This window comes from Planococcus sp. CP5-4_YE, from assembly GCF_019042655.1.
Taxonomy (GTDB): Bacteria; Bacillota; Bacilli; order Bacillales_A; family Planococcaceae; genus Planococcus.
Genome location: NZ_JAHPZO010000002.1, coordinates 193,441 through 216,621, shown reverse-complemented (window position 1 = coordinate 216,621; position 23,181 = coordinate 193,441). Strand labels below are relative to the sequence as shown.

General features: G+C 49.3%; 22 protein-coding genes. 16 read left to right on the top strand and 6 right to left on the bottom strand.

Going from position 1 to position 23,181, the window contains the following annotated elements; translation table 11 throughout:
- Nucleotides 1-68: 68 nt before the first annotated feature.
- Nucleotides 69-1,358 (top strand): purine/pyrimidine permease, encoded by a 1,290-nt coding sequence (locus tag KTG14_RS03480; protein ID WP_216969478.1) that lies wholly within the window; start codon nucleotides 69-71, stop codon nucleotides 1,356-1,358.
- 45 nt (nucleotides 1,359-1,403) lie between these two features.
- On the opposite strand, the gene pepF is transcribed toward KTG14_RS03480, so the two are convergent.
- Nucleotides 1,404-3,218, bottom strand: coding sequence for an oligoendopeptidase F (gene pepF / locus KTG14_RS03475; RefSeq protein ID WP_216969476.1), 1,815 nt, complete (start codon nucleotides 3,216-3,218; stop codon nucleotides 1,404-1,406).
- Nucleotides 3,219-3,872: 654 nt separating this feature from the next.
- Between pepF and KTG14_RS03470 the strand changes: the two genes are divergently transcribed.
- The 3 genes from KTG14_RS03470 to KTG14_RS03460 all read left to right on the top strand — a co-directional run bounded on the left by KTG14_RS03470 (nucleotide 3,873) and on the right by KTG14_RS03460 (nucleotide 5,768).
- Nucleotides 3,873-4,343, top strand: coding sequence for a PaaI family thioesterase (locus KTG14_RS03470; RefSeq protein WP_216969696.1), 471 nt, complete (start codon nucleotides 3,873-3,875; stop codon nucleotides 4,341-4,343).
- Nucleotides 4,344-4,471: 128 nt separating this feature from the next.
- Nucleotides 4,472-5,425, top strand: a complete 954-nt coding sequence (locus tag KTG14_RS03465) for an ATP-grasp domain-containing protein (protein WP_216969474.1) — start codon at nucleotides 4,472-4,474, stop codon at nucleotides 5,423-5,425.
- Nucleotides 5,426-5,567: 142 nt separating this feature from the next.
- The gene (locus tag KTG14_RS03460; RefSeq protein ID WP_211653033.1) at nucleotides 5,568-5,768 is read left to right on the top strand and encodes a hypothetical protein; all 201 of its coding nucleotides are present in this window, start codon (nucleotides 5,568-5,570) and stop codon (nucleotides 5,766-5,768) included.
- A 1-nt stretch (nucleotide 5,769) separates the two neighbouring features.
- On the opposite strand, the gene KTG14_RS03455 is transcribed toward KTG14_RS03460, so the two are convergent.
- Nucleotides 5,770-6,069 carry a hypothetical protein gene (locus tag KTG14_RS03455; RefSeq protein WP_211653034.1) on the bottom strand — a complete coding sequence of 100 codons (300 nt, stop codon included), beginning with the start codon at nucleotides 6,067-6,069 and terminating at the stop codon, nucleotides 5,770-5,772.
- A 128-nt stretch (nucleotides 6,070-6,197) separates the two neighbouring features.
- Between KTG14_RS03455 and KTG14_RS03450 the strand changes: the two genes are divergently transcribed.
- On the top strand, nucleotides 6,198-6,875 hold the full coding sequence (locus KTG14_RS03450) for a hypothetical protein (protein WP_216969473.1): 678 nt from the start codon (nucleotides 6,198-6,200) through the stop codon (nucleotides 6,873-6,875).
- 263 nt (nucleotides 6,876-7,138) lie between these two features.
- Here KTG14_RS03450 and KTG14_RS03445 read toward each other — a convergent pair whose 3' ends face one another.
- Complete coding sequence (locus KTG14_RS03445) at nucleotides 7,139-7,408, bottom strand: GNAT family N-acetyltransferase (RefSeq protein WP_211653036.1); 270 nt, start codon at nucleotides 7,406-7,408, stop codon at nucleotides 7,139-7,141.
- Nucleotides 7,409-7,507: 99 nt separating this feature from the next.
- Here KTG14_RS03445 and KTG14_RS03440 point away from each other — a divergent pair, with 99 nt between their 5' ends.
- The gene (locus KTG14_RS03440; protein WP_216969471.1) at nucleotides 7,508-8,422 is read left to right on the top strand and encodes a catalase; all 915 of its coding nucleotides are present in this window, start codon (nucleotides 7,508-7,510) and stop codon (nucleotides 8,420-8,422) included.
- Nucleotides 8,423-8,509: 87 nt separating this feature from the next.
- Here the strand turns inward: KTG14_RS03440 and KTG14_RS03435 are convergent, their stop codons facing one another.
- From KTG14_RS03435 to KTG14_RS03425, 3 genes are all read right to left on the bottom strand, one after another.
- Nucleotides 8,510-9,889 carry a Glu/Leu/Phe/Val family dehydrogenase gene (locus KTG14_RS03435; protein WP_216969469.1) on the bottom strand — a complete coding sequence of 460 codons (1,380 nt, stop codon included), beginning with the start codon at nucleotides 9,887-9,889 and terminating at the stop codon, nucleotides 8,510-8,512.
- 94 nt (nucleotides 9,890-9,983) lie between these two features.
- A complete protein-coding gene (locus KTG14_RS03430) occupies nucleotides 9,984-11,474 on the bottom strand; it encodes a glycine betaine uptake BCCT transporter (RefSeq protein WP_216969467.1) in 1,491 nt (496 codons plus the stop codon).
- Nucleotides 11,475-11,685: 211 nt separating this feature from the next.
- Nucleotides 11,686-12,249: an SLOG family protein gene (locus tag KTG14_RS03425; RefSeq protein WP_216969465.1), complete on the bottom strand. Its 564-nt coding sequence runs from the start codon at nucleotides 12,247-12,249 to the stop codon at nucleotides 11,686-11,688.
- Between the two features lie 147 nt (nucleotides 12,250-12,396).
- On the opposite strand from KTG14_RS03425, the gene KTG14_RS03420 reads away from it, so the two are divergent.
- From KTG14_RS03420 to KTG14_RS03375, 10 genes are all read left to right on the top strand, one after another.
- Complete coding sequence (locus KTG14_RS03420; protein WP_216969458.1) at nucleotides 12,397-13,356, top strand: threonine ammonia-lyase; 960 nt, start codon at nucleotides 12,397-12,399, stop codon at nucleotides 13,354-13,356.
- Nucleotides 13,357-13,509: 153 nt separating this feature from the next.
- Nucleotides 13,510-14,283: an SDR family oxidoreductase gene (locus tag KTG14_RS03415; RefSeq protein WP_216969456.1), complete on the top strand. Its 774-nt coding sequence runs from the start codon at nucleotides 13,510-13,512 to the stop codon at nucleotides 14,281-14,283.
- 54 nt (nucleotides 14,284-14,337) lie between these two features.
- Entirely contained in the window at nucleotides 14,338-16,101 is a 1,764-nt protein-coding gene (locus tag KTG14_RS03410) for an acyl-CoA dehydrogenase family protein (protein WP_216969455.1), read from the top strand.
- A 12-nt stretch (nucleotides 16,102-16,113) separates the two neighbouring features.
- Entirely contained in the window at nucleotides 16,114-17,088 is a 975-nt protein-coding gene (locus tag KTG14_RS03405; protein WP_216969454.1) for a quinone oxidoreductase family protein, read from the top strand.
- A complete protein-coding gene (locus KTG14_RS03400) occupies nucleotides 17,085-18,059 on the top strand; it encodes an MBL fold metallo-hydrolase (RefSeq protein ID WP_216969453.1) in 975 nt (324 codons plus the stop codon). Before KTG14_RS03405 ends, KTG14_RS03400 begins: the two co-directional genes overlap by 4 nt.
- Before the next feature lie 16 nt (nucleotides 18,060-18,075).
- Nucleotides 18,076-18,993: a ketopantoate reductase family protein gene (locus KTG14_RS03395; protein ID WP_216969452.1), complete on the top strand. Its 918-nt coding sequence runs from the start codon at nucleotides 18,076-18,078 to the stop codon at nucleotides 18,991-18,993.
- A gap of 92 nt (nucleotides 18,994-19,085) precedes the next feature.
- On the top strand, nucleotides 19,086-20,828 hold the full coding sequence (locus KTG14_RS03390) for a carbon starvation CstA family protein (protein ID WP_216969451.1): 1,743 nt from the start codon (nucleotides 19,086-19,088) through the stop codon (nucleotides 20,826-20,828).
- Nucleotides 20,829-20,947: 119 nt separating this feature from the next.
- Nucleotides 20,948-21,211: a cory-CC-star protein gene (locus KTG14_RS03385; RefSeq protein ID WP_216969450.1), complete on the top strand. Its 264-nt coding sequence runs from the start codon at nucleotides 20,948-20,950 to the stop codon at nucleotides 21,209-21,211.
- A gap of 24 nt (nucleotides 21,212-21,235) precedes the next feature.
- Nucleotides 21,236-22,177: an ArsA family ATPase gene (locus KTG14_RS03380; RefSeq protein ID WP_216969449.1), complete on the top strand. Its 942-nt coding sequence runs from the start codon at nucleotides 21,236-21,238 to the stop codon at nucleotides 22,175-22,177.
- Nucleotides 22,174-23,157 (top strand): zinc-binding dehydrogenase, encoded by a 984-nt coding sequence (locus tag KTG14_RS03375; protein WP_216969448.1) that lies wholly within the window; start codon nucleotides 22,174-22,176, stop codon nucleotides 23,155-23,157. Before KTG14_RS03380 ends, KTG14_RS03375 begins: the two co-directional genes overlap by 4 nt.
- Nucleotides 23,158-23,181 lie beyond the last annotated feature (24 nt).

Sequence of the window (23,181 nt, the reverse complement as noted above, 5' to 3'; positions counted from 1 at the left end):
TTCAGGGCTTTTTATATTTAGTGGAACATGTAGACTGAAACAATACTTTAAATGAAAAGAGTTGCCTCATGACAAAAAATTTAGCGGGCGGCTTTCAATGGGCGATTTTCCTTATCGCTTCCTCCATTGCAGCCCCCATCGCCATCGCAAACATCTTCGGTATGGACACTGCCGACACCGCGCTGTTTTTGCAGCGCACCATCTTCGTCCTCGGCATCGCCTGCCTGATCCAAGCCTTTATCGGCCACCGCTTGCCGATCAACGAAGGGCCAGCCGGCTTATGGTGGGGCGTATTTATCGTCTACGCCGGACTTGTCGGCGTTTTGTATTCAACTGCTGAAGAATCCTTGCAAGTACTGCAAAGCGGCTTGTTCTATAGCGGTATTCTATTTATTGTTTTCGCTGTCACGGGTGTAGTGGATAAGCTGAAACAGTTTTTCACTCCGACCGTCACGTTTATTTATTTACTACTGCTCGTGTTGCAGATTAGTGAATCGATCATGAAAGGCCTGTTCGGCATTTCATCGGAAGGGGATTTATTGGATGTATGGGTGCTGCTGGCAGCGGTCGCGGTCATTTTAATCACTTTCTATTTCATGTTCCACCGTTCAGCGTTCATCAGCCGCTATTCAGTACTCCTGTCCATCGCTTTTGGGTGGCTGCTGTTTTGGGCTATCGGCAAAGCGCCGAGCATTCCTGAAACTAGCGGGGCATGGATAACATTCCCGGACATGCTGGTCTTTGGCCCGCTCGTCTTTGATGGGGGCATGTTTGTAACGACTTTGTTCCTGACCGTATTGCTCATCGCCAACATGATGGCTTCGGTCCACGTCATGGAAAGCTTGCTAAAAAACGCCTTCTCGATCCAGACAGAAGACCGTATGAAGCAGGCATCAGTCGCATCAGGGCTGAACCATCTGCTTGCTGGGCTGTTTTCTTCTGTCGGCCCTGTGCCGATTTCCGGTGCAGCTGGGTTTGTCAGTGCGACAAGGACTCCCGGACTGCGGCCATTCATCGTTGGCGGTGTCATCGTCACGGGCATCAGTTTGTTTCCACAATTGATGGCTGTCCTCGCTTCCTTGCCGGCTCCGGTTGCGTATGCTGTCATCTTTGCAATTTTCTCCAAGATGGTGGAAATGGCCTTCAACGCGCTTGAAGCGGAAGAAAATCGAAAAAGATCTTACAAAGTATCGGCTTTCGGCCTCATGACAGGTGTCGGTTTGATGTTCATCCCGACGGAAAGCATGGCGGGGCTGCCATCAGCTGTCGCTGCTATTTTATCAAATGGCTTGATAACAGGGACCATCATTGCCATCATTATTGAACAAGTGATGATGCGGTTCGTACGTGTAAAATAAAAACAGGCGGCATAAAGGATTTCCCTTTATGCCGCCTGTTTTGTATTAATGTTGCTGGTCGATTTCTTCGGTCAAGCGTTCCAGTTCGTCGATCAATTCGCCGATATAAGCAATTGTGTCGCGCAATGGCTGTTCGGTCGTGATGTCGACACCTGCCATTTTTGATAATTCGACAGGGGTTTTCGTGCCGCCTGCGTTTAATACGTCAATCCATTCGTCGACGGCTGGCTGGCCTTCTGACAGGATCCGCTTCGATACTTGCGTGGAGATGGTTAGCCCGGCGCTATAGGTATACGGGTAAAGCCCCATATAATAATGCGGCTGGCGCATCCAGGTCAATTCTGCACCTTCTGTAACTTCCACATCATCGCCCCAGAATTCCTCCAGCACGCTGCGTTTCAACGCATTGAGCACGCCGGCATTGACGTTTTCTCCGGCATCAACTTTTTTATACACTTCGCGCTGATAAGCTGCTTCGAGCAAATGAGTGACAAAGTTATGGTAATAGGTTCTGGCGACGATCGATGAAATAACCCAGCGCTTAAATTTCGGATCTTCGGAATTCTTCAGTAAATGATTGGCTACGAGCATTTCATTCATCGTTGACGGCGCTTCGATAAAGTACAGCGAAGGGCGCGCGTTTAATAAGTTTTGCTCGCGGTTCGCATGATAGAAATGGCCCGCGTGGCCCAGTTCATGCGCCAATACGAATACTTCGTTCATGCGGCCGGTCCAGGAAATTAGGATATACGGGTGGTCGCCGTAAGGGCTCGCGCAGAATGCGCCTGTCGACTTACCTTTGTTCTGCGCAAAATCGATCCAGCGTTCATCGTACGACCGTTCCACCATATGTAAATAATCCGGTCCCATAATGCCGAGCGCATCATTTATATACTGTTTCGATTCCTCGACCGTAATTTCCGGATCATATTCCGGATCCAAGGAAATCTTCAAATCGGCAAAAGTCATTTTGTCCAAGTTGTGCGCTTTTTTCAGCAATCGCGCATATTTGCGCATATGCGGCGCCAGTCCCGTCTGGATCAAATCGATTTGGCGGTCGTAAAGCGGACGTTCGACTTCCTGGTTGAATAGCAGATACTCGAAAATATCCTCATATCCGCGCAAATCAGCTGTTGTTTTTTCCGTCTGCAATTGCATGTCATATGTTTTAGCAGTCGTGTGTTGATAGTCGCGGAGTTTGTCGGAAAACGCTGTGAACGCAGCGCGCCGCAGTTCGGTATCGGTTTCCGCTTCCCAATCGCCTTCGAACGAGACGTAGCTGAGTGGATGGGATTTGCCGCCAGCTTCGAAATCAGGAAAGTCCATATCGACCATTTTCGTTGTATTGTACAATCCATAAGGGGACTGAAAGACAGAAGAGTAGGAAGCCAATGCTTTCTCTGCAGCTGGGTGCAATTGATGTGGTTTTTTTCGCAGCAATTTCTTCAAATAGCCTTCGAACTCTTGCGATTGCGACATCGCTTGTTTTAAGACGGGTTCGGGCAATTCCAATAACTCACTTGCTACGAAAGCGAGTCGGCTGCTAATTTTAGCTGAAAATGCGCTGAATTTCCCGGCGCGCATCTGGGCTGCCGCATCGGTTTGGTCGGTGCTGTAGGAGAGGTTGGCGTAAGTGCCTGGTGCTACCAATTTCTCAGCAATTTCAAGATACGCTTCAAGGGCTTCAAGGGCTGACTTGGCGTCAGTGATACGGCCTTGGAATTTCTCCGCATAAGCGGCAGTTTCTTGATCAAGTTCCTCTAAAGCAGTGTCGAATGCTTCAGGACTTGCCATAAGACTTTCTAAATTCCATGTTTCTTCTATTGATACTTCTGAACGTGTCGGTAAACTTTTAACCAATGATTTTCTCTCCCTTTGTATTCCGGATGTCGAACTAATTCTAAGTATACGGTTCAAATCTAGAAAAGTAAAAAAGTTTTAAAATTAATAAGAAAATTAAGAAAAATAGGTTTAAGCGCTAAATGACGTGGGTATCCACTTAGTACAAGGCGGAATGACCATCAGAAGACACGAGCGGTTTTTACCGGAATCGCCTTTTGATGAGAATATGCACAGCCTTGGCGGAAAATTTGCTTTACTGGCGATATAGCTCTTGTCGGGAACCAGATGAAAATGGTTCAGCCTAAAGAAATTTCGTTTTAACAGTAACAGGTAGGTTTTTTGTGTAAGTGCAACTGAACGCCTGGCTGCAAAGTCTATTGATCACTGAGAAGTATATGTGAAAAATCCAAAGACGGCCAGCGCCATTAAACTGCATAGGCGGGAGTTTTGTTTTACATCGCCAACATGTACGTTTGTAGAAGAATCGAATTGAATAGAATTTTCCGCGTGCGAAAATCCTCCAGGGACGAATCGGAGGATAAGGTAAGGAAGAGCATGATCCGAGTTTATCGGGTCATGCTTTTTCTATGCCTTCTGGCAGGCATCTTTCGGGGTCATGTGGAATAGAGCATAGAATGACTTTTACCAAAGGAGTGGACGAGATTGAGTGAAATGGTAGAACATGCAATCCAAGACGAGTATGGACAAGATTTTGCCTGGTGCTACGGATGTGGCCGGCTGAATGAAAATGGGCTTCAACTCCGGACAGGATGGGACGGCGAAGAAACCGTGACTTTCTATGAACCGCGGAAAGAACATACGGCGATACCGGGTTTTGTTTACGGGGGATTATTGGCATCGCTTGTGGATTGCCATGGAACGGGTTCGGCGTCGCTCGCCCTTCACCGCAAAAACGGCTATGAGCCTGGCAGCGGGGAAGAACCGCCGCGCTTTGTGACGGGGTCTTTGCACGTCGATTATCTGAAGCCGACGCCGCAAGGCAAGACTTTGAAAGCAGTAGGGGCGGTTGAAGAGATCCATCCGAAAAAATTCAAAATAAACGTAGAAGTGTTTGCGGATGGAGTAAAAGTCGCAAACGGAGAAGTGGTTGCTGTGTTAATGCCATCGACTTTCACTTCTTGAAACGAGCGCCGGAGGCATCCGGCGTTTTTTTATACGTTTTATTCTTTAAAGTCTATAAGACTTGTAGGGATTAAGAGGATGTTGTATGCTCAAGGTATTCAAAGCTCTATTTCTGAGGAGGAACCCGAATGACGGAGAAAGTTTATGTAATTCATGAAAACGAGGAATGGACGGTCCATTTATTCCGGCGCTTAGATGAACTCGGGGTGCCCTATGAAGATTGGTTTACCAACGCAGGATCGGTCGATTTAACGACTGACCCGCCGCAAGGGGTTTTCTATAACCGCATGAGCGCTTCTTCGCATACGAGAGGGCATCGCTTTGCGCCCGAAATGGCTGAAGCGAAAATTGCCTGGCTCGAACGCCACAACCGCCGCGTCGTCAATGGCAGCCGTGCACTCCGGCTTGAAGTGAGCAAAGTGAACCAGTACATGGCGCTTGATGCAGCCGGCATCCAAACGCCGAAAACGGTTGCTGTGAGCGGCAAAGAACAGCTTCTTGAAGCGGCGTCCGTTTTTGAGGGCGAATCGTTTATCACTAAACACAACCGTGCTGGAAAAGGGCTTGGCGTCCGGTTGTTCCATTCATTAGAAGCGCTGGAGGAATATGCGGGCAGTGATGGATTCGACGAATCCGTAGATGGCATCACCTTATTGCAGCAATACATTCAAGCGCCTGAGCCGTTCATCACGCGCTGTGAATTCGTCGGCGGCAAATTCCTCTATGCAGTGCGAGTGGATACATCGGAAGGCTTCGAGTTATGCCCAGCCGATGCCTGCCGACTTGAAGACATCTCTTGCCCAGCAGATGGCGCCTCGGAAACGCGGCCGAAGTTCCAGGTCATCGAAGGTTTTGATGATCCAATTATCGCCAAGTACGAACGTTTCCTTAAAAAAAACGGCATCGAAGTGGCGGGCATTGAATTTATCCAAAATGCCGGGGGCGAACTATTCACTTACGATGTCAATACCAATACAAATTACAATGCAGATGCGGAGGGCGTAGCTGGCACGTACGGCATGCTGGAACTGGCGAAGTATCTAGAACGTCAGCGGCAAACCGTCCCGGCTTTCGCAAAGTAAAGAAAGAACATACAAAAGAACGGCCGGAGCAGAGCACACCGGGCCGTTCTTTTTTTCTTGCCGTTGGCTGGACGTTTACCTCTCGCCATTCAAGGGAACGGTTGAAAAAAGGGATTTGTTTGTGGAAGGGAGTGAACTCGCGATGGATAAGGAAACTAAGGAAGTGGAAGAACGGACACCTTCGGAACCTGAAGATGTGGCCGATGTGGACAGCAAAGAATTGAAAACGGCGTCAAAATTCGATGGCATTTATAGCCGCGTCTCCTCGAACCGTATCGAAAATCTGCGCACGACCCATATCGAAAACAAGGCGAAGGAATTAGCGCGCAAAGGCCGCCGCTAAGCTATTCTTCACGCGGCAATTTCTCCATGGCATTTGCGACTTCAAACGCCAAATCGTCATTGCCGAATGATTGGAGAACTTCGAGCAAGACATCGCCGCCGATATCGTATTCGAACGCTTCGGTTTCTTCCATAGCGGTTTTCAGCAGCTGGTTTTCAGCTTGTGCCGGATATGCCGCTGTATAAAGTGCAAGCGGGTCGACTTTATGGTTGACGCACCATTGCACAAATACACGGACCATCGTTTCTTCGTCTTGCTGATATTTCTTGATGATAAAATCTTCACGGCTTTCGTATTCCATACAGGCCACTCCTTTTACAGAATCTTGGGATGTTTTCACAATAGCAGATAAATCATTCGGTTGCATGGACTTCCTGCATTATTTGCTCTAAAATGGTCCATAGCACTGATAGTATCGGAGGGGAAAGAATGAAATTACTTCAAGTACGAAAAGGACAATTCGTCTATTACAATAACGAATTGCATAAAGTCTATTCCGTCAAGCCGCTCGCTAAAAAATCGGTCTTGATGTTCCGTGTCAAAGACATGGAGCAAGTGGCGAGCCGCGCTGACGAAGTGTCGCTCTATAAACCGAAACATATGGATTCGTTCATGTTCTTCGGCGAGCGCTACACATTGCGCGAAGACGTACCGGCAGAAGAAGGCGGCTACATCTTGATCGCCAAGCCGGATCCGGATTATATGGACCATTATTCCTTGAACGAGTTTGAGAAAATCGAATCCGTTGAAGGCAAGAATGTCATCACGAGCAGACAGAACACTGTCAAATCAAGAGAGTTCTTCGTGATGGTCCCAGGAGAAGAGCAAGGCAGCAACGATATTGCTTATTTCGACAAAGGGAATGTATCGAAAGAACAGCAGCAGCATGACGCCCAATTGGCAGAAGATCTGCGCGACAGAAGCTCGATCCGCCCGTCAATCGGCGATGTCTATTTGAACCTTGATAACACAGGGACGGCCATGGTCGTCGCTATCATGGGCGAAGAAGTGACGCTTGGCACAGGCGATAAGCTGACGTTCCACGACTTGCACAAAGCGGACAACTGGAGCTACCTCTACAACGTAGCGGACGGCGATTTCCGTTAATTTCCTGTAATGAAAAAAAGGCAAGGCGGACTCATTTGAGTCGCCTTGCCTTTTTTCTACTGAAAAATCTTTGTGCTCAACTATCTCGATAGTCGAGCATCGCATAAAAAGATTTACTCAACTTTCGCTTTGCGCAAGCATCATATTAACCACTGCGCTCCCACATCTGCGTGACAGATGCGTCGCCAATAAATGAACTCAGCGATGCTTCGCTCATTCATTGGCTGTTTTTTGATTCTTCAATTCACTACTTCACCAATTATTTATTTCACCAGGACATCCTGGAATTCCTTAGTGTCGTCAATCACTTTTTTAGCGTATGGGCATTGCGGGTCAATTGACTTGCCTTCGTTTCTTGCATGCTCAACCATTTTGCCGACCAGTTCCTTGCCCATCCCTTGCCCGCTAAGCTGCGGTGCCACTTCGGTGTGGTCAACTGTTAGCACATCACCGTTTTCGACGTAGCTGACAAAGCCGACTTCCTCAGAGCCATCGAACATGGCGATCCGGTTATCTTGATGTTGAAAATCCATTTTACGTTCCTCCTTTTTGAAAAGCATTCTACTTAAAAGGTATTCCCGTTCTGTTCAATAATATGCATAGCGGGTATAAAAGGGAAAAGGAGGGATGGCATGGAGCCCAATCAAAAAGAACAACAGGCTGTCACCCAGATTGAAGAAATCTTTGGTGAGCATAAAGGCTATCGGCGTGCGCATGCCAGAGGCGCAGGATATAAAGGGCTATTCCAAGGCAGCGGCGATGCCACCGACTTGACCGATGCTGCGCATTTTCAAAAAGCAAAGGTGCCGGTGCTTGTGCGCTTTTCCCATTTCTCGCCGGATCCCACTTGGGCGGATGCCATGTCGCCGGTCAAAGGGATGGCAGTCCAATTCAAGATCGGGCCGGAAGAGGTGACGAACATCGTATCAGTGACTTCACCGGTATTTTTTACCCGTTCGCCTGAACGTTTTATGGAGATGCTTAAAGTGTCACGATCTTTTCAAAAGGGCCGCCCGAAACTAGGAGAGCTGGCAGAACTGCTGACGGATTTTCCTGAGGTGAGGGCAATGTTCTCGAGCATGAAAAAAATGACGGTGCCGGAAAGTTTCGCAACGGGCATCTATCATTCCATCCACGCTTTCTATTTTGAAAAAGAAGGCAAGAGACAGGCAGTCAAATACGTATTCGAGCCAGATGCTGGGGAAGACAAGCGTTCCTTAAAGGATATGAAAGATTTGCCTTTCGGCTATTACGAACGGGAATTGGCTGAGCGAACCGCACGCAGCCCCGTGTCTTTCAAGCTGTATGCCATCATCGGTGAAACAGGCGACCCGACGGACGATCCGACGCGCGATTGGCCGAAAGATCGTGAACGAATCTTTCTTGGAAACTTGGTAATCGAAGCGCCAGAAGAAGAAGCCGAACAAGCGCTGTACGATCCGACTGTAATGACCGCAGGCCTCAGTTGTTCGGTTGATCCGATTCTCCAGTTCCGCCGGGGTGCATACCGGTATTCCTATGACAAACGCATAGCTGAAAATGAATGAGCGAAGCGCCAGCCATGCGAAAAGCTCCTGGAAATTCGCTTTCCTAAATGAAAAGACAGCCCGTTAAATTACAGGGGGCTGTCTTTTTCAATAGAGATTGCCTTGTTTATGCAATACAGTCGATAGGCGCTGCACGGCATGGATAAAGCAATTTTCACGAAGTGGATATGGGTCTCCAAAGTATTGGGGAAGGATGGTATCCATCGTTTCCTGCATTTTTTCCAGTAACAGGCGAAATACTTCCGATTCTTCGTGATATTGTGTTTCGCGGCCTTGCAGCCATTCAAGGTAAGAGACAATGACGCCGCCAGCATTGGCTAAGATATCCGGGATGATGATAACCCCTTGATTGTCCAAATACTCATCAGCAACGCGCGTCGTCGGTGCATTTGCGCCTTCTACGATGATCTTGGCTTGGATGCTTTCCATATTATCTTGGTGGATTTGGTCTTCAAGTGCTGCCAAAAAGAGTACATCGACGGGCAGAGTCAATAATTCATCGCGTCCCCCGATTTCTGCTTTGATGCCGGATTTGCCAAGTTCTGCGGCATCTTTCGGCAAATCTCCCCGATTGCCGGAAGTGAAAGCGATCAAACTTGGGATATCGAGGCCGTCTTCATTATAAAGGGTGACATTGCGGTCGCTGACGGCGGTTATTTGGTTATTCAAGGCCCGGCATTGATAGGCTTCGAGTGCAGCGACAGATCCGACGTTCCCGAATCCTTGGACCGCCATCTTCAAAGGGCGTTCCGCATGCTCCAAAGCTGTCTGTGCGAAGATATTACCTGAATTTTCCAGGTGTTCTTTGTGTGCCAGCACGTAATCATGGATTAAATAGCGGAAAGTGAAATAAACGCCTTTTCCGGTCGCTTCCCGGCGCCCGAGAGAACCGCCGTTAACGACGCTTTTGCCAGTAAAACTCCCGAGATAAGGCTTGCCGTGGTGGATTTTTTTATACTCTGCCATCATCCAGTCCATTTCACGTTCGCCTGACCCCATATCGGGTGCTGGAATATCTTTGTCCGGCCCGATGACGTCAGCGAAATAGCGCACATACTTGCGCGACACGATATTCAATTCCTTTTCGCTGTAATTTCGTGGATTGATAACGATGCCGCCTTTGCCGCCGCCAAATGGAACTTGGTGAAGGGCATTTTTCAAGGTCATCAAAAAGGCCAGATTGACGACTTCTTCTTCATTGACCCCCTCGTAAAAACGGATGCCTCCTTTATAGGGACCTAAGCTATCGTTATGCTGCACCCGGTAAGCGGGGATTCGTTCGATCGTACCGTCTTCCCGCGGAACGCGCAAAAATGATTTGTGGATATTATTCGGTGTGGAGATAATGGCACTTAAAGAGTTGAACGCTTGTTTACGGACGCCATCAGTTAAATCAGGGAGAAATTCCTTTTTTTCATATAAGGCATCGAGTGAATCCTGAATGATTTTCTTCGTTTCTCCTTCCACTGCAAGCACCTCCAAAAGTCATTACCTTCCTATACCCTTTCGCTGCATCCATAAGCTATAGAAAACCCGCCGTTCGGTAACGGCGGGCGGGAAATTATTTCTTGCGCTGCATCAATTCAAGTTCTGCATTTAAGGCTTTAAACAACGCAATAACCATTAAAATCATGATGAATGAAAATGGCAAAGCCGCGATAATAATGGTGTTTTGCACAGCAGTCAATCCACCGACCGAAAGCAGGATTGCGGCGACGAGCGATTGGGCGATGCCCCAAAGAATTTTGATTTGGTTGCTCGGAAGCAAGGAGCCGTTCGTCGACTGCATGCCGAGCACGAAAGTCGCAGAATCTGCAGACGTGATGAAGAATGTGCTGACGAGCAAAATGGCAAGAACCGACATGATCATGCCAAGCGGTAAATGGCTGAATGCCGCAAACAAAGTTTGCTCTGTGGAAAAGGCCGTCAAATCAATGCCGCTTTTTTGCATATCGATAGCAGTCGTTCCGAAAGTCCCGAACCAAAATGACCCAAAGATTGTCGGTGCTAAAACAACGCCGATCAAAAACTCACGGATCGTCCGGCCTTTTGAAACACGGGCGATGAACATGCTGACAAACGGCGCCCAAGCAATCCACCATGCCCAATAGAAGATAGTCCAGCTATCCAACCAGCTGCGATTTTCAGTACTGAGAGGAGCGGATTCAAAGCTTGATCCAATGAGGTTTTGGATATAAGCCCCGAAAGTTTCTGTATAGATATTCAAAATTAAGATGGTCGGCCCGAGAACAAGAACGAGTGCAAGGAGAGTGATCGCCAGCACCATGTTCGTATTGGAAAGGTATTTAATGCCTTTATTAAGGCCAGACCAAGCCGACATGATAAACAGCAATGTGACTACAGCGATGATGACTATCTGCACCCATTCTTCTTGAGGGGCGCCGAAAAGATAGGCAATCCCGCCATTGATCTGGGCAGCGCCAAATCCGAGCGAAGTAGCTACCCCAAATACGGTAGCGAATACAGCCAATACGTCGACCAATGTACCGAGCGGGCCGTTCATCCGATCACCGAATAAAGGTTTTAATGTAGATGAAATGAGGGCGGGTTCTCCTTTGCGAAATTGGAAGAAAGCCAAGGACAAGGCGACCATTCCATACATGGTCCAAATGTGGATGCCCCAATGATAATAAGTTCGCTGCAGGGCTTCTTTAAACGCTTCGTCCGACCCTATTTCAGCAGTGGCCGGTTGAATTGCAAAATGCGATAGTGGCTCAGCTGCCCCGTAAAATACAAGGCCGATTCCCATGCCTGCTGAAAAGAGCATAGAGACCCAAGTGAAAGTAGAAAACTCCGGGCGGTCCGAATCGCGCCCGAGCCTGATTTTACCGTAAGGGCTGAAAATAATAACAATGACGAGAATCAGGAGGATTGCCATGATTGTAAGGTAATACCAGCCAAAAGCAGTATTAATGTAGTTGCGAATGGTTACAGTGCCTTGCTCAAATAATTCTGGAGCGATAACCCCGAAACCGACAGTCAAAATGACGAGTGCGAATGCGATATAAAAAACTTTAGTTGCGTTGTTCATGTTTCCTCCTATGATGTTTTTTTAACATAACTATTAAAGGTATAGGATTGTGAAGGAATAGTCAAATGCTTAGGTAATATTAAAAAAAGCCGTATCTTTATATAGGAATTGGGCGAATTTGGTTATTGGGCAGCCGGTTTTTCGGCGTGTAAGTTTCATTTTATAGAGAGAAATTTAAAAAAGCCCCGCACATTGCATGCAGGGCATCGACTCACCAGCCATTCCATTCATTTTGCTGTTCCTCTTCCGCGACGATGCGCAGATCGTCGGCAGAGATGATGAGGATGTCGTATTCATTCTTGTCGGCATAGCGCTCCGCTTCCTGTTTGATGAACTTCGGCGAGCCCTCCGTTTCCTCGTCGTAAATCAACAGGATGCCGTCGGAATTTCGGAGGAAGAACTTATTTTTCTCGACAAACTGCCAAGGCGCTTCATAAGGCTTGTTGGTCAAGCTGCGGTGGAAATCGGCTTGGGATAACAGGAATTCGTATTTTTCCTGCTTCGCTTCGTTCCAATTTTTCTCCTGGTCCTCAAAAGGCGTGAGAATGGCGAAATGCAGCTGTGGAAATTCCTCCTGCAAGTCGATGACCACTTCAGCAGCCCAAGTTTCAACGCCGAGCTGGCCGCTCAGGATCACCCATTCAAGCCCTTCGTCGACCAGTGCGCGCAGGCGGTTTTCGAGCGCTTTCTTGATAAAGCGCACCCCTTCGTGCTTGTCGTCGAATATACCGAGCTCATGTGGTTTATAGCCGGTGATGACTAAGCGTTTAAGCATAGCGTCTCCTCCTTTATATCAATCAGTGTTATCAGTTTAACGCATTTTTTTCCATTAAGGAGAATACGGCGCTCTTTCTCATCTTCTGTTTTCGGTTAACTGAATATTCAATCTTATGATAAGCTAGACGGAAAAGGAGTGAGGCCAGTGCCAAAAATCGAAGACGTGGAACAGGCAAGAAGCCGCATTCAAGACATCATCCATAAAACGCCGATCTTACAGTCACGGTCGCTCCAGGAAAAATGGGCGCGCCGAGTGTTCTTTAAAGCGGAACATTTGCAGAAGACGGGATCGTTCAAGATTCGCGGGGCGGCAAACGCTGTGACAAATGCAGTATCGAACGGGGCAACGCTCGTAACGGCCGCGTCTTCGGGCAATCATGGCCAAGCGGTCGCTTATGTAGCTGCGGAGCTCGGCATCGCCTCTGTTATCGTCGTGCCGAGGGATGCAAGCCCGGCAAAAGTCGCAGCGATCAAAGCGCATGGAGGACGGGTGGAATATTGCGGAACGACTTCAGCGGAGCGGATTCCGCATGCCAAGTCGCTCGCGACTCAAATGAAAGGCGTCTACATTCCTCCGTATGACCATCGCGACATCATCGCCGGACAAGGGACAGTGGGCTTAGAGATGGTCGAGCAACTGCCGGATGCTGACGTCATCGTGGTGCCTGTCGGCGGCGGCGGATTGATTTCCGGCATCTTGACGGCAGTGAAAGCACTGCGTCCGGATGTATTGGTGATTGGCGCAGAGCCGGCGCTTGCGAATGACACGGCCTTATCTTTGGAGCGGGGAGAGATTACAGCGATCGGCCCGACCGAAACGATTGCCGACGGCTTACGGACCTCGCAGCCGGGAGACCTGACATTCCCGATTGTCAGCGGGCTGCTCGACGGGCTGGTATTGGTGGAAGAACAAGAAATCATCGAAGCGATGCGCGATATCGCTGTCCGCACGAAGCAATTGGTGGAGCCTTCAGGCGCAGTTGCCGCAGCTGCCGTCATGTCGGGCAAGGCAGGCACCGCGGATCAGACCATCATCGCGGTGATCTCCGGAGGAAATGTCGACTTGCCGCGTTTCGCCGGATTGCTGAACGCTGAAATTGAATAAATCTGATTGCCATATGCCGAGCCTTAATTGTGATGGGGCTCGGCTTTTTGGCGCGGGGAGGCGATTGCATATTAGCGATGAAAACGGTAACATGAAGTTTAAGTATTCTGAACATACCGACTAGTTGGTATTTATAATGGAGGAGGAAGCAATATGCAAGTAATGGATTTATTTGATTTAACTGGCAAGACAGCAATCGTGACAGGAGGCGGCCGGGGGCTTGGCGCACAGATTGCGGAAGGATTCGCGGAAGCCGGCGCCAATGTGGTGCTATGCTCGCGCAAAGTGGAAGCATGTGAGGAAGTCGCCAAGCAGCTCGAAGCGAAGGGCGTGAAAACTTTGGCGCTCGCTTGCGACGTCACCAGTCCACAAGACGTTAAATATGTTGTCGAGAAGACCGTCGAGACGTTCGGGACGATTGATATTCTCGTAAACAATTCAGGAGCTTCCTGGGGAGCGCCTGTAACTGAGATGCCGCTCGAAGCATGGAATAAAGTAATGGCGGTCAATGTCACCGGGACATTTCTCATGAGCCAGGCTGTGGGGGAAGTGATGATTCAAAAAAACAGCGGCAAGATCATCAACATCGCTTCAGTTGCAGGGCTTGGGGGGATCGACCCGCAGCTGATGGATGCGATTGGCTACAATACGAGCAAAGGCGCGGTCATCACGTTCACAAAAGACTTGGCCGCGAAATGGGGGCGCCATAATATCAAGGTCAACGCTATCGCGCCTGGCTTCTTCCCGACAAAAATGTCGAAAGACGTGATGAAGCATGGGGAGGAGGGTTTGCTGGCGAGAACGCCGTTAAACCGTTTCGGGACAGATGAAGACTTGAAAGGGGCGGCTTTATTCCTGGCGGCGAAAGCATCGGATTATGTCACAGGCGATGTCGTGATGGTCGATGGCGGTATGCACGCCATGTAAGGGAGTCAGCCATTGGATGCTGTACGTATTTGAACAAAAAAGGGGACGGAGACGATGAAAGCTGAGGCGAATGTATACCGGGGCGCTGATTTCTTGATAAAAGCCGCGGGCCCGATCTTTACACCTGAACAGTTTACCGACGAACATAAAATGATTGCGAAAACAGCGAAACAGTTTCTGGAGAAAGAAGTGCAGCCGCACAACGATCGGCTGGAAGGACAGGATTTTGAACTCGTCCAAAAGCTCTTCCGCAAAGCAGGAGAACTGGGCCTTCTCGCGCACAGTATTCCGGAAGTTTACGGCGGGCTTGGGCTCGATAAAATCAGCAAAGGGCTCGTCGGCGAATCGCTCGGCCCGGCAGGCGGATATGGCGTAGCACATTCCAACCATACATGCATCGCGACGCTGCCGATCACGTATTTTGGGACGCCTGAACAGAAGGAATATTATTTGCCGAAACTTGCAAGCGGCGAGTTTATCGGCGCGTATTGCCTGACAGAACCGGGAGCGGGTTCGGATGCCTTAGCTGCCCAAACGACTGCGGTGCTAAATGAACAAGGGACGCATTATTTACTGAACGGTTCGAAGTTGTACATCACCAACGCCGCGTTTTCTGATACCTTCATTACCTATGCGAAAGTGGACGGCAAAGCATTCACGGCATTTATCGTCGAAAAGAAACATCCTGGCTTATCGCTTGGCCCGGAAGAAAAGAAAATGGGCATTAAAGGGTCTTCGACGCGTCCAGTCATTTTTGAAGATTGTGAAGTGCCGGTGGAAAACGTGCTTGGTGAAGTCGGAAAAGGCCATGTTGTGGCATTGAACGTTCTGAATCTCGGCCGCTTTAATTTAGGATCGGCTTGCATGGGCGCTGCCAAATTCAGTTTATCGCTGGCGCTGGGCTACACGCAGGAGCGCAAGCAGTTTAATCGTGCCATTTCGGAGTTTTCGGCGACACAAGAAAAAGTGGCGACGATGGCGATGCGCATATTCGCTTTGGAGTCGTTGCAATACCGGACTGCTGGCTATTTGGAAGATGCGCTCGGCGGATTGTATGAATCGCAGGACCATGGATTGATTGCGAAGCGGATGATGGAATATGCCACCGAATGCGCAATTTGTAAAGTCTACGGCTCTGAGACCTTGGATTTTGTCGCGGATGAAAGCCTGCAGTTGTTCGGCGGCTACGGCTATATCCAGGAATACAAAATCGAGCAAGTGTACAGGGATTCGCGCATCAACCGCATTTTCGAAGGCACTAATGAAGTGAACCGATTGCTCATTCCAGGCAATATGTTAAAAGCGGCCGCAAAAGGCGCATTTGACCTGGAAGCGGCAGCGGCGACGGCTGTTGAGGAAATGCAGACGCCGGAAGTGCCATATATTGGAACGCTTGCCCGCGAAACGGAAGCCGTGCGGGCGATGCGGCGCGTCTTCCTCAGCATGCTTGGGCTTGCCGCAAAATCCTATGGGACTGGAATCGGTGAGCAGCAGGAGGCGCTGTTAAAACTTGCAGACATCGCAATTGCCTTATATGCCGCCGAATCGGCGGTCGCGCGCGCACAACAGGCGCTAGAATCGGATGAGAAACAAGCACAGCTTAAAGTGGAGATGACACAAGTGTTTATCGATGATGCCTTGCTCGAAACCGAGATGACTGCACGCCAAATAATCCAAGGCATTGCGGAAGGAGAAGAACTGGCGCGCTTTACAGCGATGGTGACAGCTGAACTTAGCCGCTTGCAGCGCGGCGGGACAGCTACGGCTAAACGCCAATTGGCTCAAACGATTTATCAGGCAGGGCAGTATATTAGCTAAGGGGGAAAAGACATGAAAGTAGTGAAATTCGAGGAATACGGTGGGCCGGAAGTGCTTCAGTATATCGATTCGGAGCAGCCGACGCCGAAAAATCATGAAGTGTTGATCGAAGTGAAAGCGGCAGGCGTCAATTATGCCGATACAGCAAGGCGGGAAGGGAAATATGTCGTGCCGACCGAATTGCCTTATATTCCGGGTTCGGAAGTGGCGGGAGTGGTTGTCGAAACAGGAGCGGGCGTCACGCGCTTCAAATCGGGCGACCGCGTCGTCGCCTTGATTGAATCATCGGGCTACGCTGAATATGCGGCAATTCCGGAACAGGTCTTGACGCCAGTCCCGGCAGGCGTCAGTTTTGAAGAAGCGGTGGCATTGCCGCTTCAAGGCTTGAGCGCTTACCATATTTTAAAAACGATGGGCCGTTTGGAGCCGGGCGAAACGGTATTGATCCACGCTGCCGCAGGAGGCGTCGGGACGATTGCCGTGCAGCTTGCGAAACTTTTTGGGGCCGGAAAGATCATCGCTACGGCGAGCACGGAAGAAAAACTATTCCATGCTGAGAAAATGGGCGCCACTGATTTGGTGAATTATAGCGAAGATGGCTGGGTAGGGCGTATCAAAGAAATCACGGAAGGCAAAGGCTTCGATTTAGCCCTTGAAATGGTCGGGGGCAGTGTCTTCAACGATACACTGAAGACTTTGGCGCCATTTGGGCGATTGGTCATTTTCGGTGCGGCAAGCGGCGAGCAGGCGACATTCGCGCCAGGTCAATTGATGAAGCGCAATCAATCGGTCATCGGCTTTTTCCTGCCGCAGATTATGCGCAAACCAGAATTATTCCAGAAAAGTTTTCAGGAACTGCTCGGGTATATGGATAGCGGGCAATTGAAATTGACAATCGGCGGCACGTATCCACTCGAACAAGCGGCAGATGTGCATGAATTGCTGCAAAGCCGCAAAACGATCGGCAAGCTGGTGCTAAAGCCATGAACGATATCCAACAAGCCAAGTGCCAAGAGCTTTTGGACGAACTTGGATTGAAGCTAGTGAGGCACCCCCTGCCGTTTAGGCTGAACCACGTCAATTGCTTTATGGCAAAAGCAGAGGGTGGCTGGACGATCGTCGATACCGGATTGAACAATGATGTATCGAGAGAGTTGTGGAAGCGGGAAATCGGTGATGACAAGGTAGAGCAGATTCTCTTGACCCATTACCATCCGGATCATTTCGGCTATGCGGGCGGCTTGCAGCAAAAGACCGGCGCGCGACTATCGATGAGCAAAATCGATGCAGATACAGGAATGAAATCCTGGAATGAGGCATTTTTGGACGCTTTGCCCGGCTATTATCGTGCAGCGGGCATCCCGCAGAAAGCGGCCGAGGAAATGGCTAGCAATACGAAAGCATTTCAACCGCTCATTTCGCCGCTCCCGGTAGTGGACCACTATTTCGAAGAAGGGGAGAAGGTGCGCATTGGTTGCTTGGAGTATGAAGTGCTATTCGTGCCTGGTCATTCAGATGGCATGGTGTGTTTTTATCAACGCGAGCATAATACGCTGTTGGCGGCAGATCATATTTTGCCGCGCATCACGCCGAATATTTCCTATTGGTTCCACGGGGACCCGAATCCACTTCTGACGTATATGAATTCTTTGGAGAAAATCCGTGAACTGGATGTGGAATGGGTCATCCCGTCGCACGGGGGCGCGTTCCGAGGCGCCAACAAACGGATTGATGAATTGCTTGCCCATCACGAAGAACGCTTGGATGCGACTTGGCGGATGCTCGAACAACCGCTGACGATTTTCGAAGTGCGCGAGCGCCTGTTCAATCGGCCGCTGACAGTCCATGAAATGCGCTTTGCGGTCGGGGAGACTTTGGCCCATCTTGAATATTTACGCGCCGCGGGCCGATGCGAACGGGTGATGGAAGCGGAGCGCTGGATGTATAAACAAACTTAAAGAAGGATGTGTCAGGATGAGAATGTTGATGGTAGGAGCAGGCGGCATCGGAGGTTATTTCGGTGCGCGTTTGTTGGAAAAAGGAGAAGATCTAACATTTCTGGTTAGGGAAGGACGCAAGAAAAAGATTGAAGAGGATGGCTTGCGTGTCAACAGCCGGCACGGAGATCTGCATCTCCAGCCGGCTCTTTTGACGAAAACGATGCAAGCCGAGCCGTTCGAACTTATTCTTTTATCGACAAAAGCTTATCAGCTTGAACAAGCTATCGAAGACATCCGTCCGTTTGTTGGTGAAGAGACGATGATTTTGCCGCTATTGAATGGCATCGCACATGTTGAACAGCTCGTCTCTGCATTCGGGGAAGAAGCGGTGATCGGCGGCTTATGCTTTATCGAGACCACTATCGGTAAAGACGGATCGATTGTCCAGACGAGTCCGATCCATCAATTGGTTTACGGGGAACTGGGCGGAAAGCGGACAGCCCGCATCGACAAATTGAAATCGCATTTCGATGGAACGAAAGCGGAATTTGTTTTGAGTGATGACATCGATCAGGACATGTGGCATAAATATATGTTCATCACGGCGATGTCTGGCATCACCTCGCTTATGGAATCGCCCATCGGCCCGATTCGCAAGCTGCCGTCCGGCCAATCCGCCATTCAATCGCTGCTCGAAGAACTTGAAGCGGTCATGACGGCAATCCACGCGCCGATCAAAAAAGGGATCGCCGCCATCCAGCTCGACAAAGTGAACAGCATGGACGACAGCATGAAATCATCGATGCAGCGCGATATGGAGAAAGGCCAGGGCATCGAAGTCGATCACTTGCAAGGGCATCTCATCGAACAAGCACAGCAAGCGGATATTCCGGTGCCGGTGCTTGAGACGGTTTATACAAAACTGAAATTATATGACGACAATAACAAATAGAAAAAATAAAACAGAACATTTACAATATTAAATTAATATCCTATGATTAAACAAGGCATGCAGAAATTTCAAATAAGAAGGAGATGAGGAATGTGAATGCAATCGTTTTAGCTGCTATGGGATTATTTATATTCGTTCTCGGATACCGCTTTTATTCCAAGTACATAGCAGAAAAGATTTTCAAGCTGGACCCGAATTATGTCACGCCGGCCCACCGTTACAAAGACGGCGTCGACTTTGTCCCGACCAATAAATTTGTCTTATGGGGACATCATTTCACATCCGTTGCAGGAGCTGCGCCGATTCTCGGGCCGGCCATCGCCGTCTATTGGGGCTGGCTGCCGGCGGTTCTTTGGGTTGTTTTCGGAACGGTTTTTGCAGCGGGTGTCCATGATTTCGGAACACTGGCACTGTCGGTCCGCAACAAAGGACAGTCTGTTGGGACACTTGCTCACCGTTTAATCGGCCAGCGCGGAAAGATTTTGTTCTTATTCATCATCTTGATCCTAGTGCTCATGGTCAATGCGGTATTTGCCTGGGTCATTGCGAATTTGTTCATCTCGTACCCGGCAAGCGTCATTCCGGTATTCATCCAGATTCCACTGGCGATTTGGATCGGCTATGCCGCTTACAAGCGAAACATGAAAATGCTAATCCCTTCTGTGATAGCGCTTGCAATCATGTACGGGACAGCGGTTATTTCCAGCCAAGTGGACTTTCTGCAAATTGACCTGGTCCGCTATATGGGCGGGGAAGAAGGCGCTGGGCTGTTCGGTCTTGGGGCGATTTCCAGCGCATTCTTCATCTGGATTGTTGTATTGATGATTTACGTTTACATTGCATCGACACTGCCAGTGTGGAAACTTCTCCAGCCGCGTGATTTTATCAACTCCCACCAATTGATCGTCGGCCTGGCCATTTTGTATCTGGGTCTATTATTCACGAACCCTGAAATCACGGCTCCGGCAACTAATCCGGGAGTCGATGTTTCGTGGTTTCCATTGCTCTTTATCACCATTGCATGTGGGGCGATTTCCGGTTTCCACGGGCTTGTTTCATCTGGGACTTCCTCTAAGCAGCTGGATAAAGAAACAGATGCCCGCTTCGTCGGGTACTTGGGAGCGGTTGGTGAAGGCGTGCTCGCCTTGATTTCGATCATCGCCGTCATCACTTTGTTCCCTGACCGTGCAGCATTCAGTGCTTCTTACAGCAGCTTTGCCGATGCAAGCGGTGCTGGCCTCGGAAACTTTATCGAAGGAGCAACGGTTCTTGCATCCGGTTTGATGATTCCGGGATCGGTCGCATCGACGATTGTGTCAATCATCGTCGTGTCCTTCGCTGCTACGACGCTTGATACCTCCGTGCGCCTCATGCGTTACATCATTTCGGAGCTCGGTGTCGAATACAACGTGCCGCAGCTCGAGAAAAAGCATGTCGCGACTTCGATTGCGGTGCTTTCAAGCATGGCGCTCGTCATCTTGCCGGAAGGGCCTAACGGATTCGGATCCGGTGGCTACCTCTTATGGCCACTATTCGGAACATCCAACCAGTTACTAGCTGGCATCAGCTTGCTGTTGATTTCAATCTGGCTGCGCAAGCTGGGAAGAAATTACATGATTACCATTATTCCGATGGTGTTCTTGATGTTCATGACATTATGGGCGATGTTCCAGCAAGTGTTCTTGCAATGGGCTTGGTACAACGAAGGATCGAATACCTTGCTGTTCGTCTTCGGGGCCATTATTTTCGTCTTTACCTTGTGGATCATCTTGACCGCTGCACAGGCGCTCATGAGCAAATCAAATCCTGGATTTTCAGACGAAGATTTGAAATAATGAATTGACAGAAAGTTTCATGAAATTTTCTGCTAATGAAACGTTTATTGCTTATAGCAGGGAATGCCAAGGGATCATCTCGATGATCCCTTGTACTTTTTTCAGGAAGAGGTGCCATTATGCCGATCAGCGACAAACTGAAAAAACTAATCGACTGGTACGAGGCTGTCTTGGAACATCCACACCGAACGGAAATTGCCCGTGAGCTTCGCAGTGAAGACGATCTCTTCCTATTGATGCTGTATTCGGAAATGCTGGGCATCCCGAATCCCGCCTATTATTACACGCTCGAGCTTTATCCGTATATGATTGAAGAATTTCACGATTGGCATTTACGCATGGGCATGGAAAAATCGCCGCTGTCTGGAATTCGCTGCTGCTGACTTTTAAGGAAACGAGGGAATGCCATGGACGTCTTATCGAAAAGCATTATTTTTGTCGGAGGCAAAGGCGGCGTTGGCAAATCAACATCGGCTGCCGCCATTGCCTGGCAATCCGCCCAAGCGGGATACAAGACGCTGCTTGTCTCGACAGACCCGGCGCACAATGTCGGGGATATCTTCAATGAACAAATCGGCGGCCGTACAAAAGAAATCGCCGACAATCTATACGCACTTGAAATCGACCCTGAAATCGAGACGGATAAGTACATTAAAGGCGTCAAAAACAACATCCGCGGTACGGTTCACACCAGCATGATGGAAGAAGTGAACCGTCAGCTCGATACGGCAAAAGCTTCTCCCGGAGCGGATGAGGCGGCGCTTTTTGATAAGCTAATCCATATCATTCTCGAGGAGCGCCAGCATTTTGACAAGCTGGTGTTCGATACGGCACCAACAGGACACACGATCCGGCTGTTGTCGCTGCCGGAATTGATGGGCGTCTGGATTGAAGGTTTACTCGATAAGCGCCGCAAGACGAATGAGAACTATACGGCGCTGTTGAACGATGGCGAACCCCGCGAAGACCCGATTTATGACGTGTTGCGCGAACGCCAGGAACGCTTCTCGAAAGCGCGCGATATTTTACTCGACGCTAAGCAAACCGGGTTTGTTTTTGTCTTGAACCCGGAGCGCCTGCCGATTTTGGAGACAAAAAAAGCCTTGGAACTATTAGATAAATACCATCTCCACGTCAAAACCTTGATCATCAATAAAGTACTTCCGGAGCAAGTGGAAGGCGCCTTTTTCCAAGAACGCAAAAAACACGAAACGAAGTACATGGACATGATTAAAGAAACATTTCCGAAACAGCAGCGATTGTACATACCGCTGTTTTCACAAGACATTATCAGCAAGCAACAGCTTGAACAATTCAGCCAACATTTTCAGGAGGGTGACGTAATTTGAAAGCATTCGTGATGGAAGCAGGACAATATAAACTAAAAGATATGCCAGAACCAACAGCGCAGCCAGGAGAAGTGGTGGTGAAAATCCGCGACGCAGGGGTTAACCGCCGAGATCTTGGCTTATTGAAACGTTACGGGGATAACCCGGAAGCGTTGATTATCGGATCTGATGGGGCAGGTGTCGTTGAATCGCTCGGTGAAGGCGTGACGGCTTTTGAAGTAGGAGATGAAGTCATCATCAATCCGGGTCTTCGCTGGGTACAAAACAGCGACGCACCGCCAGAAGGCTTCGATATTCTGGGCATGCCCGACCACGGAACCTTCGCAGAGAAAATCGCCATTTCCGCAGAACAACTGGAGAAAAAACCAGCACATCTATCATGGGAACAAGCAGGAGGGCTCGCTTTGCCTGCTTTGACCGGCTACCGCGCCTTGTTTACGAAAGGGCAATTGAAAAAAGGCGATACCTTGTTCATTCCAGGCGCCGGTAGCGGTGTCGCGACGTTCTTGATTCAATTTGCGAAAAACGCCGGTGCGACGGTAATCGTCACATCCAGAAGTGAAGATAAACTTGCCCGAGCAAAAGAAATCGGCGCGGATATCGCCATTCCGACCGATAGCGATTGGGTCAAGGAACTCGAAGGACACACGATCGACCTCGTCATCGACAGCGTCGGCGGAGCTACCTTCAACCGCTCGCTCGAGGTATTGAAAAAAGGCGGGCGCATCGTCATTTTCGGAGCGACAACAGCCGATAACGTCGATTTCAACTTGCGCAGCTTTTTCTATGGTCAGTATCAATTATTCGGCTCGACGATGGGCAGCCGCGAGGAATTGCGCGACATGATCCAGCACATCGAACAGCACGATACCCATCCTGCCGTCGACCGCGTCTTCTCCTTGGACGAAGCGCAAGAAGCGTTTGATTATTTGGCGCAAGGCAAGCAGTTCGGCAAAGTAGTTTTGCGTGCTTCTGAATAAAAAATGAAACTTTTTTGATCATCG

What these genes read in the sequence shown, in the direction of transcription:
- KTG14_RS03440 (WP_216969471.1), top strand. Translation starts at nt 7,508, where the DNA reads ATGGAGCCCAATCAAAAAGAACAACAGGCTGTCACCCAGATTGAAGAA.
- KTG14_RS03385 (WP_216969450.1), top strand. Translation starts at nt 20,948, where the DNA reads ATGCCGATCAGCGACAAACTGAAAAAACTAATCGACTGGTACGAGGCT.
- KTG14_RS03415 (WP_216969456.1), top strand. Translation starts at nt 13,510, where the DNA reads ATGCAAGTAATGGATTTATTTGATTTAACTGGCAAGACAGCAATCGTG.
- KTG14_RS03400 (WP_216969453.1), top strand. Translation starts at nt 17,085, where the DNA reads ATGAACGATATCCAACAAGCCAAGTGCCAAGAGCTTTTGGACGAACTT.
- KTG14_RS03445 (WP_211653036.1), bottom strand. Translation starts at nt 7,408, where the DNA reads ATGGATTTTCAACATCAAGATAACCGGATCGCCATGTTCGATGGCTCT.
- KTG14_RS03480 (WP_216969478.1), top strand. Translation starts at nt 69, where the DNA reads ATGACAAAAAATTTAGCGGGCGGCTTTCAATGGGCGATTTTCCTTATC.
- KTG14_RS03460 (WP_211653033.1), top strand. Translation starts at nt 5,568, where the DNA reads ATGGATAAGGAAACTAAGGAAGTGGAAGAACGGACACCTTCGGAACCT.
- KTG14_RS03430 (WP_216969467.1), bottom strand. Translation starts at nt 11,474, where the DNA reads ATGAACAACGCAACTAAAGTTTTTTATATCGCATTCGCACTCGTCATT.
- KTG14_RS03465 (WP_216969474.1), top strand. Translation starts at nt 4,472, where the DNA reads ATGACGGAGAAAGTTTATGTAATTCATGAAAACGAGGAATGGACGGTC.
- KTG14_RS03410 (WP_216969455.1), top strand. Translation starts at nt 14,338, where the DNA reads ATGAAAGCTGAGGCGAATGTATACCGGGGCGCTGATTTCTTGATAAAA.
- KTG14_RS03450 (WP_216969473.1), top strand. Translation starts at nt 6,198, where the DNA reads ATGAAATTACTTCAAGTACGAAAAGGACAATTCGTCTATTACAATAAC.
- KTG14_RS03425 (WP_216969465.1), bottom strand. Translation starts at nt 12,249, where the DNA reads ATGCTTAAACGCTTAGTCATCACCGGCTATAAACCACATGAGCTCGGT.
- KTG14_RS03405 (WP_216969454.1), top strand. Translation starts at nt 16,114, where the DNA reads ATGAAAGTAGTGAAATTCGAGGAATACGGTGGGCCGGAAGTGCTTCAG.
- KTG14_RS03395 (WP_216969452.1), top strand. Translation starts at nt 18,076, where the DNA reads ATGAGAATGTTGATGGTAGGAGCAGGCGGCATCGGAGGTTATTTCGGT.
- KTG14_RS03455 (WP_211653034.1), bottom strand. Translation starts at nt 6,069, where the DNA reads ATGGAATACGAAAGCCGTGAAGATTTTATCATCAAGAAATATCAGCAA.
- KTG14_RS03380 (WP_216969449.1), top strand. Translation starts at nt 21,236, where the DNA reads ATGGACGTCTTATCGAAAAGCATTATTTTTGTCGGAGGCAAAGGCGGC.
- KTG14_RS03470 (WP_216969696.1), top strand. Translation starts at nt 3,873, where the DNA reads ATGGTAGAACATGCAATCCAAGACGAGTATGGACAAGATTTTGCCTGG.